At 68.7% G+C, this 12,018-nt stretch carries 12 protein-coding genes; 3 read left to right on the top strand and 9 right to left on the bottom strand.

All coding sequences use genetic code 11. The features are described from left to right. Window positions 1-10: 10 nt before the first annotated feature. Both VM681_07395 and ftcD read right to left on the bottom strand, forming a co-directional pair. Window positions 11-637: a cyclodeaminase/cyclohydrolase family protein gene (locus VM681_07395; GenBank protein ID HVL87808.1), complete on the bottom strand. Its 627-nt coding sequence runs from the start codon at window positions 635-637 to the stop codon at window positions 11-13. 2 nt (window positions 638-639) lie between these two features. After that, complete coding sequence (gene ftcD, locus VM681_07400) at window positions 640-1,554, bottom strand: glutamate formimidoyltransferase (GenBank protein HVL87809.1); 915 nt, start codon at window positions 1,552-1,554, stop codon at window positions 640-642. A gap of 54 nt (window positions 1,555-1,608) precedes the next feature. Here ftcD and hutI point away from each other — a divergent pair, with 54 nt between their 5' ends. After that, window positions 1,609-2,874, top strand: coding sequence for an imidazolonepropionase (gene hutI / locus VM681_07405; GenBank protein HVL87810.1), 1,266 nt, complete (start codon window positions 1,609-1,611; stop codon window positions 2,872-2,874). A gap of 31 nt (window positions 2,875-2,905) precedes the next feature. Here the strand turns inward: hutI and hutH are convergent, their stop codons facing one another. The 4 genes from hutH to hutU are packed head-to-tail and all read right to left on the bottom strand — an operon-like array spanning window position 2,906 to window position 7,215. Then, window positions 2,906-4,450 carry a histidine ammonia-lyase gene (gene hutH, locus VM681_07410; protein HVL87811.1) on the bottom strand — a complete coding sequence of 515 codons (1,545 nt, stop codon included), beginning with the start codon at window positions 4,448-4,450 and terminating at the stop codon, window positions 2,906-2,908. Window positions 4,451-4,490: 40 nt separating this feature from the next. Beyond that, window positions 4,491-5,333, bottom strand: coding sequence for a response regulator (locus VM681_07415; GenBank protein HVL87812.1), 843 nt, complete (start codon window positions 5,331-5,333; stop codon window positions 4,491-4,493). Between the two features lie 2 nt (window positions 5,334-5,335). After that, window positions 5,336-5,539, bottom strand: a complete 204-nt coding sequence (locus VM681_07420; protein ID HVL87813.1) for a hypothetical protein — start codon at window positions 5,537-5,539, stop codon at window positions 5,336-5,338. 32 nt (window positions 5,540-5,571) lie between these two features. Then, window positions 5,572-7,215 carry a urocanate hydratase gene (gene hutU / locus VM681_07425; protein HVL87814.1) on the bottom strand — a complete coding sequence of 548 codons (1,644 nt, stop codon included), beginning with the start codon at window positions 7,213-7,215 and terminating at the stop codon, window positions 5,572-5,574. A gap of 90 nt (window positions 7,216-7,305) precedes the next feature. On the opposite strand from hutU, the gene VM681_07430 reads away from it, so the two are divergent. Beyond that, window positions 7,306-8,037: a hypothetical protein gene (locus tag VM681_07430; protein HVL87815.1), complete on the top strand. Its 732-nt coding sequence runs from the start codon at window positions 7,306-7,308 to the stop codon at window positions 8,035-8,037. A 765-nt stretch (window positions 8,038-8,802) separates the two neighbouring features. Here VM681_07430 and truD read toward each other — a convergent pair. From truD to VM681_07445, 3 genes are read right to left on the bottom strand one after another with little or no spacing between them, the layout of a single operon-like run. Further along, a complete protein-coding gene (gene truD / locus VM681_07435; GenBank protein HVL87816.1) occupies window positions 8,803-10,155 on the bottom strand; it encodes a tRNA pseudouridine(13) synthase TruD in 1,353 nt (450 codons plus the stop codon). Continuing rightward, a complete protein-coding gene (locus tag VM681_07440; GenBank protein ID HVL87817.1) occupies window positions 10,152-10,442 on the bottom strand; it encodes an RpoL/Rpb11 RNA polymerase subunit family protein in 291 nt (96 codons plus the stop codon). The genes truD and VM681_07440 overlap by 4 nt, the downstream gene beginning before the upstream one ends. 31 nt (window positions 10,443-10,473) lie before the next feature. Then, complete coding sequence (locus tag VM681_07445; GenBank protein ID HVL87818.1) at window positions 10,474-11,040, bottom strand: exosome complex RNA-binding protein Csl4; 567 nt, start codon at window positions 11,038-11,040, stop codon at window positions 10,474-10,476. A gap of 108 nt (window positions 11,041-11,148) precedes the next feature. Here VM681_07445 and VM681_07450 point away from each other — a divergent pair, with 108 nt between their 5' ends. Then, window positions 11,149-11,943 (top strand): electron transfer flavoprotein subunit beta/FixA family protein, encoded by a 795-nt coding sequence (locus tag VM681_07450; GenBank protein ID HVL87819.1) that lies wholly within the window; start codon window positions 11,149-11,151, stop codon window positions 11,941-11,943. Window positions 11,944-12,018: the final 75 nt, after the last annotated feature.

Raw genomic sequence — 12,018 nt, forward strand, 5'->3', positions numbered from 1 at the left:
GTTGGTCGCCTTAAACGCCGGTCTGCTTCTGCACGGCAAGGAGCGTTTCCCCAAGCAGGGTCCCCGCGCGCATCTCGAGCGATCGGCAGCGCTCCAGGATCTCTTCCCGGCGACTCTGGGCGGCAAGGCCCGCCACGTTCACGCGGACGTTCAGCAAGGCGCCCTGCGTGGCGGCGTGGCAGGCCAAGGCCCCCGTCCCGGCATCCGTGGCAGCGTTCGGGTTCCCCTTCAAGGCGATCTCGCGAAGGATCGAAAGCGCCTCCACCGCCAGCGTGGCCGTCTCGAGCGGCACCGCAGCGGCTTTGGTCGTTGCTTCCTCGACGGCCGCCTGCCGCAACGCCTGCTCCTCCGGCGTCGCCTTGGGCATGCGGCGCGCGGCCAGGACGGCTTCGAAGGACTGCGCGTCCTCCTCGGCCAACGCCAGGAATCGTCCGCGCAGCTCGTCGAGCCTCGCGCCGTCGAGCGCAAGCGCGCTCTCCACCTCGCGATACTTCTCCTTGCCCACGGTGAGCGAGACCACCATCCGCCCCAGCGCGCAGCCCAAGGCTGCAAGGAGCGCCGCCGCCGTGCCGCCCCCGGGCGTCGGCGTGGGCAGCGCGATCTTCGCGAGCAGCCCCTCGAGGGTCTCCTGGCGCACGCCTACTCCTCCAGGAGCCGCCGCTCCAGCACCTGCTCGGGCGCGAAGTTCTCGATCCGCAGGAAGTGGCGCGCCGCGTCCACGAGCGCGTCCATGGGAACAAGGCCCACGATCTCGCTTCCCACGACGGAAACGCCGGCTGCCTCCGCCTCGTTGCGGATCGTCTCGAACACGCGGTGGATGGGCGTGCCGCGGAAGTTCGTGAGGTTCATGGACACCTGCACGATCCGACGGTCCTCTAGCTTCACGCCCATCGCTTTCACGTAGCGGAAGCCCCCGCTGCTGTGGCGGACGCCCTTGGCGATCCGCTGGGCAAGCGCGAGGTCGGAGGTGCCGAGGTTGACGTTGAAGGCGATGAGCGGCGCGCGCGCTCCCACGACGACGGCGCCGGCCGTGGGATGCAACGCAGCCTCCCCGACGTCCGGCGCGCGCGACGGGTCGGAGCGGACGGCTTCCCGGAGCCCCTCGTACTGCCCTCGCCGCACGTCCTCGAGGTTCCGTCGCTCCGGCCGGGTGGCCGCCTCCTCGTAGAAGTACACGGGCAGGCGAAGCTCGGACCACAGCGCCGTCGCCAGCTCCCGAGCGTGCGCCACGCATTCCTCCATGGTGATGCCGGAGACCGGGACGAGCGGGATCACGTCGACCGCGCCGACGCGCGGGTGCGCGCCTTGGTGCCGGTTCATGTCGATGCGCTCGACGGCCACGCGCGCGCCCGCAAGCGCCGCGCGCTTGCACGCCTCCGGCGAGCCCAGGAACGTAACGACGCAGCGGTTGTGGTCGGCGTCCCTCTGGACGTCGAGCACCCGCACCCCGCAGGCGGCGATCGCCCCTGCGATCGCCTCGACGACCTTGGCGTCCCGTCCCTCGCTGAAGTTGGGCACGCATTCCACGACGCGGGCGCCGGAAGCCTTTTCCATCGGGCGGGCAACCCCGACCGAAGCCAAAAAGGCACCGGAGGCCTTCCCGGAGGCGTGGCCAAGCCCACCTACGACCTCGTCGTCCACGGCGCCTCGGAGCTCCTCACGCTCGCGGGCCCGCCGGGCCCCCGCACCGGCACGGCTCTGCAGGAGCTTGGCGTGGTCGAGGACGGCGCCGTCGCGATCGTCGACGGCACGATCGCGCGCGTGGGCACGACCGCCGAGCTGAAGAAGCTCCCCGCGCGGCGGAAGATCGACGCGGAGGGCCGCGTCGTCCTGCCCGGCTTCGTGGACGCCCACTCGCACGCGTGCTTTGCCGGCTCGCGCGAGGACGAGCTTGGCATGAAGCTCGACGGCCTCTCCTACGAGGAGATCGCCCGGCAAGGCGGCGGCATCCTCTCGACCATGCGGCAGACGCGCGACGCCTCGCTCGCCGACCTCTGCGAGGAGACCGCGCAACGGCTCGAAAGCATGCTCGTGCACGGAACGACCACGGCCGAGACAAAGAGCGGCTACGCGCTTACGACCAAAGGCGAGCTTCGCATGCTCGAGGCCATCGCGCAGCTCTCGCGCGAGCAGCCCGTCGAGCTCGTTCCCACGTTCCTTGGCGCGCACGCGATCCCGCCTGAATTCGCAGGCAAGGCCGACGACTACGTGACGCTTGTCGTGGACGACATGCTCCCGGCCGTGGCCGCCTCCGGCCTCGCGCGCTTCTGCGACGTCTTCGTCGACGCCGGCGCGTTCAACCTGCAGCAGGGCCGCCGCATCCTCAAGGCGGGAAAGGCCCTCGGCCTTGCGCCCAAGGTCCACGCAGACGAGCTCACGCGATCCGGCGGGGCGGACCTTGCCATCGAGGTCGGCGCCGTCTCGGCCGATCATCTGCTGCAAACGCCCGAGAAAGGGCTGCGGGGCCTCGCCCGCGAAGGCATCGTCGGCGTCATGCTGCCCGCCACGCCATTTGCAAGCTTCATGAAGACCTACCCCGACGGAGCGGGCATGGTGGACAAGGGCATGGCCGTCGCGCTGGGCAGCGACCTTTGCCCCAACGCGTGGTCCGAATCGATGCAATTCGCGCTCCAGCTTGCGGTGTACCGCTGCGGCCTGTTCGTGTCCGAGGCGATCACGGCCGCCACCATCAACGCCGCGCACGCGATCGGCCGCGCGAACGCCGTGGGCTCGCTTGCGCCGGGAAAGCAGGCGGATCTTCTCATCCTCGACGCGCCCGGCTACGAATGGCTCGGCTACCGCCTGGGCGTGAACCTCGTGGACACGGTCGTGAAGCGCGGCAAGGTCGTGGTCGAAGGCGGCGCGCCCGTCTGATGTATACATACGTATACATTCGTATGCATGTTCACGCGAGCGGCCCGCAGACGGATTCCGCCGCCGCCAGCACCTCGCCCGAGGCGACAAGCTCGGCGGCCGCGTCCATCTCCGGCTTAAGGTAGCGGTCCGCGACAAGGGGCGGCACGCGCCGGCGCACGGCCGCAAGCGCGGCCGCCGTGGCCGGCGCGGGCGAAAGCGGCGCGCGAAGCGCAAGCGCCTGCGCGGCGCACAGAAGCTCGACGCCGACCACGCGCTGCGCGTTCTCCACGATGCGGCGCGTGGAGAGCGCCGCGTGGGCGCCCATGCTCACGTGGTCCTCCTGGTTGGCGGACGTGGGGATGCTGTCCACGACGGGCGGCCACGCGAGCTGCTTGTTCTCGCTCACGAGCGCCGCCGCGACGTACTGCGGGATCATGTAGCCCGACTGCACGCCGCTGTCCGGCACGAGGAACGCGGGCAGGCCCTCGGAGAGGTTCGGGTCGACGAGGCGCGCGACGCGGCGCTCGGCGAAGGAGGCGATCTCGGCCATGGCGGGCGCGAGGTAGGCGAGGACGAGCGCGATGGGCTGTCCGTGGAAGTTTCCGCCCGAGACGACGTCGGCGTCGAGAACGAGCGGGTTGTCGTTGGCGCTGTTGGCCTCGATCTCGACGACGCGCCGCGCCTCGGCGAGCGCGTCGCGCGCGGGCCCCAGCACCTGCGGGATGCAGCGGAGCGTGTAGGGGTCCTGCACGCGGTCGCAGCCGGCGTGGCTCGCCACGATGCCGCTTCCGGCCAGGAGCTTTCGCAGGTTTTCCGCGACGGCGCGTTGGCCCGGGTGGGGACGCGCCTCGTGGAGGCGGGGATCGAAGGGGGCGACCGAGCCCAGGAGCGCTTCGAGGCTCATGGCGGCGGCCACCTGCGCCGTCGCGAGAAGCCGCGCGCCGTCGACGGTCGCAAGCGCGGCCATGGCGGTCATGGCCTGCGTCCCGTTGATGAGCGAGAGGCCTTCCTTCTCGGCAAGCTCGACGGGTGCGAGGCCCGCGGCGGAAAGCGCGCGCGCGGCGGGCGCGACGCCGCCGCCGTGCTCGCACTCGCCCTCGCCCATCATGGCAAGCGCGAGGTGGGCAAGGGGCGCAAGGTCGCCCGAGGCGCCCACGCTTCCCTGCGAGGGCACGACGGGGTGCACGCCCGCATTGAGCATGGACACGAGAAGGTCGAGCGTCGAGCGCCGGATGCCCGAGCGGCCCTTGGCAAGCGCGTTGGCGCGAAGGAGCATCATCGCGCGCACGACTTCCGTCGGGTAGGGGGCGCCCACGCCGGCGGCGGTCGAGAGGACGAGGTTCCGCTGGAGCTCCCGCGCGCGCGAGGGCGGGATGCGCGTGGTGGCAAGCTCGCCAAAGCCCGTCGTCACGCCGTAGACCGGTTTCCCCTTCTCGTCGCGGACGGCGGCCTCGACGACGGCGCGCGAGCGGTCCACGGCCGCCTGCGCGGCGGGCGCGATCCCGACGGGCTGCTTCTCGCGCGCGACGCCGGCGACGTCCTCGCAGCGGAGGTCCTGGCCCGTGAGCGCAAGCGGCGGCGCGGCGGCGCGCATGGGGGTTCGGATGCTCGCGCGGCGGATAAGCGTTTGGCGGCTAGGGCGCCCCGGGCATGCCGTAGTCCTTCTTGTCCCGGTCGCGGTCCTTGTCGCTGCGCGGGGGCGAGGGGCCGCCGGACCAGGCGGCGAGGATGGCCTCGATCGCCTGCCGCGTGAGCACGCGCGCGCTTGCGACGGCCTCGGGCGGGTCGATGAACGTGGCGAGCACGGCGCGCTTGCCCACGGGCTCCAGCAGGACCCCAAGCGCGCCGAAGCGGAGGTGGACGTAGATGAGCCCGCTCTTGAAATGGCCGGAGAGCGCCTCCGCTTCCGTGCGAAGGCGCCCGAGCGCCACGGCGGAGACGTCCGGGTTCACGCTCTTTGGAAGCTTGAACGCGAGTGCCTTGCCATTGAACGAGAGCACCATCATGGCCTTGACGACGCCGCCCAGCCGCAGGTTGGCCAGGACGCGCTCGAGCGCCTCGCGGTTGGGCATGGTCTCCGTTCCTCGAAGGTCGGCGACCTTCTGCAGCGCCTCCTCGACGACCTCGGAGATGACGACGTCGTAGCCGGCGCGCTTCGTCACGTAATCGAGCGCGCCGTGGGAGAGCGCCCGCATGGCGACCTCCTCGTTGCCCTCGCCGGTGATGAAGACGACGGCGGCGTTGGGATCGCGCTCGCGGATCTTGTCCAGAAGCTCGAGCCCGTCCATGTCGGGGAGCTTGTAGTCGAGGAGCACGATGTCGTAGGGTTCGCGCAGGAGCGCGATCGCGTCGCTTCCGTTGATGGCGACGTCGATCTCGAAGCGCTTGCCGCGGAAGGCCCGCTGCAGGAGCGTGGAATGGTCCTCGTTGTCCTCGACGATGAGCATGCGAATGGGTTGCGCAATGGACTTCTCCATGGTCACGCCTTGGCCAGAGCTTCGATCTTCGCTTCGATCGTCCGGAGGTTCCGCTCCACGCGGTCGACGTACGAGCGCGCCTCGGGCGTGAGCGCCTCGCCGGTTTCCTCGCGAAGCGCCGCCAGGAACCCGTGGGCCGCCGCGACGGATCCACGAACGTCGTGGATGAGCGCGGAGACCTCCTCCGGCGACAGGGCTTTCACCAAGCTCTCGGCCGCCCACTATCCGTGGCGCCTTATCAAGGTTCCTGCAAGGGGCCCTTGAGGCCCTGCTCGCGGGCGACCCGGCGCGCGTCCGGGTAGCCGGCGTCGGCGTGGCGCAGGACCCCGATTCCGGGGTCCGTGACAAAGACGCGGCCGATGCGCTCGGCCGTGCGGGCGGAGCCGTCGGCGACGACGATCATGCCCGCGTGCACGGAGAGGCCCACGCCCACGCCTCCCCCCGAGTGGACCGCAACGAGATCGGCCCCCGCGGCGGTGTTCAGAAGGGCGTTCAAGATCGGCCAGTCGGCGATGGCGTCGCTTCCGTCGGCCATGCCCTCCGTCTCTCGGTACGGAGAGGCCACGCTTCCCGTGTCCAGGTGGTCGCGCGTGATGGCCACCGGCGCGGAGAGCTCCCCGCGGGCGACCATGTCGTTGATGCGCGCGGCAAACCGCTCCCGCTCGCCAAGCCCAAGCCAGCACACGCGCGCCGGCAGGCCCTCGACGGGAACGTGACGCTCGGCAAGGTCGATCCAACGCTGGAGGATGGCGTCGTGCGGAAAGAGTTCGCGGACGACCGCGTGCGTCTTTTGGATGTCGTCCGGATCGCCCGACAGGGCAATCCAGCGGAACGGGCCCCGCCCTTGGCAGAACATGGGTCGGACGTACGCCTGCACGAACCCCGGGTAGGCAAACGCGTGTGCGAAACCGGCGGCAAGCGCCTGTCCGCGAAGGTTGTTGCCGTAGTCGAACACGATTGCGCCCCGTCCAAGGAAGCCCACCATGGCGTGGCAGTGGCGCGCCATGCTCGCAAGGGCGAGGCGCTGGTACGTTGCAGGCTCCTTTGCGCGAAGCGCCAAGGCATCTTCGTACGCCATCCCTCCGGGAACGTAGCCGTTCAAGGCGTCGTGGGCGCTTGTCTGGTCCGTTACGACGTCGGGCCGGAAGCCTCGGGCCAAAAAGGCGGGCAGGACGTCGGCGCAATTGCCAAGGAGCGCAATGGACAGGGGCTTCCGGTCTTGCCTCGCCTGCTCTGCCAGGCGCACGGCTTCGGCGGGCGACTCGACCATGACGTCGCAGTAGCCCGAATCGAGGCGGCGGCGGATGCGCGAGGGATCGACTTCGACGGCGACGCAGACGCCCCCGGCCATCTTCACGGCCAGCGGCTGCGCTCCGCCCATGCCTCCCAAACCGCCCGTGAGGACGATGCGCGCGGACAGCGAGCCGCCGAAGTGCCTTTGGGCGGCGGCCATGAAGGTCTCGTAGGTGCCCTGGAGGATTCCCTGCGATCCGATGTAGCACCAGCTTCCGGCCGTCATCTGGCCGTACATCCAAAGACCCCGCGCTTCGAGCGCCCGGGCGTGCTCCCACGTGGCCCACGCCGGGACGAGGTTGCTGTTGGCCACCAGGACGCGCGGCGCAAGATCGTGCGTCCGGAACACGCCCACGGGCTTGCCCGACTGCACGAGAAGCGTTTCGTCGTCCCCCAATCGAGCCAAGGCGGAGCGGATGCCCTCGAAGGACCGTACGTCGCGCGCCAGCTTGCCCGTGCCGCCGTAGACGATGAGGTCCTGCGGACGCTCGGCGTTCTCGAGGTTGTTTTGGAACAGCCGGTACAGCCCTTCCTGGCGCCAACCTTTGCACGTGAGGCTCGCGCCGCGGGGGGCGCGGGGCGATTGCATGCCCGGGCGAAGCCTTCCGCCCCACGATGAACCTATGCGTCCTCCATGCCGCCCGAAAGGTTCGTAGCCTGCGCCGCCGTGGGGTCGCCCATGGACTCGCTCCCGCGATGGGCGGCCGCGTGGTGCGCCGTGCTGCTCGCCTTGCCGCTGGCCGGTTGCCTCGACGGCGACCGTTTCCTCGCGGAGACGCGCATTCTTGCCTCCGTGGACGTCGGTTCGCTCACCCCGGGCACCGTCGAGCGCCACGCGTTCGACGTGCCGGCCGGGCTCGTCCTCCTCTACGTGGCCGAGATCGCCGGCCGCCGCCCCACGACCCACGTGCTCCTCGAGTCGCCGACGGGAGAGCGCTTCGACAGCCGTCGCTTGTCCCCCTCGCCGGCCGAATGCGCCGTCGAATCGCCCTCGGCGGGCCCCTGGACGCTCGAGGTGCGGGTCGACCCCGCAGACGTGCCGTTCGGGCCGGCGCGGTTCGTCGTGCGAGGGGGTCCGACACTGCCGGGTCTCTTCCCCTGCCGGAACGAAACCTTCCCGGGCCTTGGCGTGCCTGTCGTTCTCGCGCGCATGGGCGGAGTGAGCGTCAACGAAACGACGAGCCCTCCTCGGTCAACGTTCGAAGTTCCGGCCGGACTTTCCCTCCTGGACGCTCGCGTCACTCCGGACGCCCAGAACGTAACCCTGCTCCTCCAACCGCCGGAGGGCTCGCCCCAGCAGGCTCCGGTCCACCATCCCGTCACCGGAACTTGGACGTTTTCCATCCGGGCGGCCCACAACAGCACGGCGAATCTCACGAACGCGACCATCCACGTCTTTGGCCAACGGTGATCGAACCGTTTTACCAAGGCTCTTGAATACCAAGAAGAATCGCACCGCGCCCGCGAGGGCCGATCCCAGAGGCGTTCGTTTGGAAACGTCGTAACGTTCCAATCGACTGCTTGTCGCGCCCGGTGCGAGCAGGTGCCAGGGACGCGCGATCGGGCTCGACACAGGCTCGGCGGCTACGCGACCACCAGCCAGGATTTTCGGACCCGCTGGACGAAGGTTTTCGCTTCGCATCGGGCATGCCCATTTGTGTACATCAAACGCGCATTCCCCAAAGCGTACGCTTGCACGTTTACGCCGCCCCGCTGTGATTTCGAGTGAAAGGAATCACCTCTTGCACTATTTTGTAGCCGGTAGAACGTGACTGGCGTTTTCTGTAAACGTGCAGCCGAACACCACGCGGACCAGCTCACGATTCTGGGTCGGCGGATCATCCCCCGGATTCGTGTACGGTGTCCCACGCCGGGTGGTTGTTTAAATACCCCCACCGACCGTACGCATGCACGTTAACACCAAGGACGAGAGCGTTGATATTTTTCTATTGTCATAGCTAGATAATAATGAATTCACGCCAAAACCCCTGGCCGTTTCGACGCGCAGGGTGAAAAAGGGCTCTCCGGAGTCTAAATCGTCAGAATTTGCGGTTTGACCCGCCCACCCAGTAGCCCCGGCTGGGCACGCCACGGGAACGTTCTCGCCATGGCTGCGCGAGGCGGCGTCATTAAAACCAAGAAAAATCGAATGTGCCAATATCCAAGACAAGTCGAACTAGTACGCCGCGAAGGACGCCTTCAGGAACTCGCGCGCGAGACTCGTGGCGTAGGATCCTTTGGGTAGGCGGAACGTCAGCTCGACGAAGGGACCGGTCGCGTCCTCGCCGCCTCGGATGGACAGGTCGTCGGGCCTCATTGCGATCTCGCGGCGCGTGCCGCGGCTGGCAAGATGTGGCAGGTGAGGCATCCGGAAACGGTCCCTTTCGAGACGCTCCTCCTGCTCCACGACCTTTCGCTCCAGTTGCCCCATCGCGCCGCCTGCAAACGGAACCTCGTATCCGTACAAGATGGCCGTGACACGGCCATCGTCCTCACCTACCGCACGCGAGCACGCCTCGCGGTTCTCCTCGGTCACCGCGATCCATCGTTCGCGGTCGACCGTTCCGTCCCGGCCGATGGCCACGAGAAGATCCCCCGGCACCGGATCCGCCAGCGGAAGCCCCGCATCCAGTCGAGCCGCGAGGATCCGGTTGAACAGGAGCGACTGGTAGGCGTAGAGGAACATGTTCTGGAGGTTTCGCGGGAACGCGCGCAGGGCGTGGTCCCAATCGTCCGGGCGAGCGTGAAGGCGCCGGAGGATCTCCCGCTCGTACTCGAGGTGGTCGGGGTATCGCTGCAGGGCGCCGGACGCGTCGCAGGTGGCCTCGAAGTAGGACCGGGCGGCGTGCACGTCGGGCGGGTCGCCGGGCTGCGGATTCGCGACGTAATCGAGGATGGCGCCCCGAAGATCCCCGGCAAGGAGCCGCTTGCCGATGTCCTGCGTGATGGGCCTCAAGCTGCCAAAGCGTTGTGGACCAAACCAGTTGGGCACTCCGCCGAGGGCTTCGATCTCCGAGGCGACGGCGCGGCAACGCTCGAGCGCCTCCTCCAAAGGAGCCTCGAACTCGCGGATCCGGAGGACGAAGCGGTTGCCAAGGAGCTCCCCGATCTTGGGCGCCTTGTCCGCGCGATAGGTGGAGAGGACCTCGACGTCGCGCAGACGCAGGTTCTCGACCGCTTCCTGCGGGGCGCGGATGGCAAGCTGCTGCGTCTTCACGGCGCGCTTGTCCTTGGTGCCGGCAAAGTACACGTCCGACCGGCCGATCGACAGTCGTCGTGCAATCTCGGCCACGAGCCGGTTCGTCTCCCAGTTGCGGGCGCGCACCTGCGCGATCGTGTACTTGCCCCCCGCCTGCGCGGCGGCCGGGGGCTTGGGAATCTCCTCGACGACGAAATCCTCGGGGCTTGCGCGCAGGCGCCCGCCGATTCCCGCCGAGCGCGTGACGTAGTCGCCAAGGCCAAGCTTGCGCTCCTCGGGCGGAGGCTCGCGCAGCGGCAAGAACCGGCCGGGCACGCGCTCCCCGATCACGCCGGGCCCGAGGCCGGCAGCGCGCGGAGAAGCTGCGTCTCGAACTCGTCGTACTGCTCGCGAAGCTCCTTTGCCGCCTGCTTGAGGACCTGCTCGGGCTTGCCCGACTTCACCTCGACGTAGAGGCGGGGCTGGTCGAGGAGCGGGTGCCCCGTGAGGTACGTGGCGGACTCGACCTTGTCCATGGCAAGGAGCTTTTGCTTGAGCAGGTTGAGAAGAGTCTCGTTCTCGCCGACGAACTCGACCTCGATGGCGTTGTCGGCCTTCTCGACGAGACGGATTTCCATTGGAATCGGGCGGTAGAAACGGACACCGTACTTAAACTTTTCCGGTTCCATAGAGGGTGCTGATCTTGCCCGTGTCCTTCCACTCGCACTCCGGACAGACGAGCGCGCCTTCCCGCGCGTCCATCTTGGCGCGGCAGCGGGGGCACAGCGACCTGAGGACGCCGTGTTGGGGCGCCTTCGTGGCAAGCTGCAGCGAGGGATCGACGCCTACGACCTCGGCCCTCAGGATGTCGCCAAGCTTGAAGGTGGATTCCATATCGGGCACGTATTCGTCGCTCACACGACTGATGTGGAGCGTGCCGTTCGTGTCGCCGGCGATCTCGCGCTCGGGCGCGTCGCAGCGCGCGTGCACCTCGACGATTGCCATGGACGACCGGACGGCGTTCACGACGCCCAGGACCTCGTCTCCGGCCCGAAGCACGACGGGCACGTTCGTGAGGGCGTCGACGCGCGCGACGAACTCCTTCGAGTCGAGGACCGGCACGCCGATTCGCGCGGCCAGCACGCGCCCGTTCTCCTCGTACGTGCCGGGCCCGGGCACGAACTCTTCGGCGACGGCGATCTCGTCGCCTGGAAACACCATGCGCCGGTCCTGCATCGGACCGCCAAATCCAACGCCCGTTAAATAGATTGCCCCACGGCGGGACAATGGGTCCGAGCCGGACATACTGTTAAATCCCGCAAGCGGGATGCAACGCCGATCCGGATGGAAATCGTCGTCTGCGTCAAGCGCGTCCCCGAGATCTCCGCCGGCGTCCGCATCAAACCGGACGGCACGGACATCGAGCGCGCGGGCCTCGCGTACGATCTCAACGACTTCGACGCCTACGCCCTCGAAGAGAGCCTTCGCCTCAAGGAAAAGCACGGGGGAAGCGTCACGGTCGTGACGGTGGGTCCCCCCGAATGGGACGAAACGTTGCGGGCCTGCCTGGCCAAGGGTGCCGACCGCGCCGTCCGCGCATGGGACACGGCCGTGCCCGGAAGCGACGGCATCGCGATCGCTCGATTGCTTTCCGCGGCCATTCGCAAGCAACCCTTCGACCTCGTCCTTTGCGGCGTGCAAGCCGAGGACGACGATGCCGGCGTCGTGGGGCCCGCGCTTGCCGAATTCCTCGGCGCGCCTTGCGCGACGATCGTGACGAAGGTGGACTGGACGGACAAGAAGCTCACGGTGCACCGCGAGCTCGAAGGCGGCGTGAACGAGATCGTGGAGGTTCAGACGCCCGCCGTCCTCACGATCCAGACCGGCCTCAACGAGCCCCGCCTTGCGGCGCTCAAGGGCATCCTCGCGGCCAAGAGCAAGCCCATCCAGACGTACGACCTTGCGACCTTGGGCGTCGAGCGGGCGCTTGTCGGAAGCGAGGGCGCAAAGACGCGGGTCGTCAAGCTCCTCCCGCCTCCCGCGGGCGAGGGCGCCACGATCCTCGAAGGATCCGAGGAAGAGGCGGCCAAGAAGCTCGTCGCGCTCCTTCGCGACAAAGGCCACGGGAGGCGGGCTTGATGGCTGGCGTGCTCGGGCTCGCGGAGGTCCGCGACGGAAAGCTCCTCGACGCCACCTTCGAGGTCGTCACGGCCG

This window comes from Candidatus Thermoplasmatota archaeon (genome assembly GCA_035541015.1).
Taxonomy (GTDB): domain Archaea; phylum Thermoplasmatota; class SW-10-69-26; order JACQPN01; family JAIVGT01; genus DATLFM01.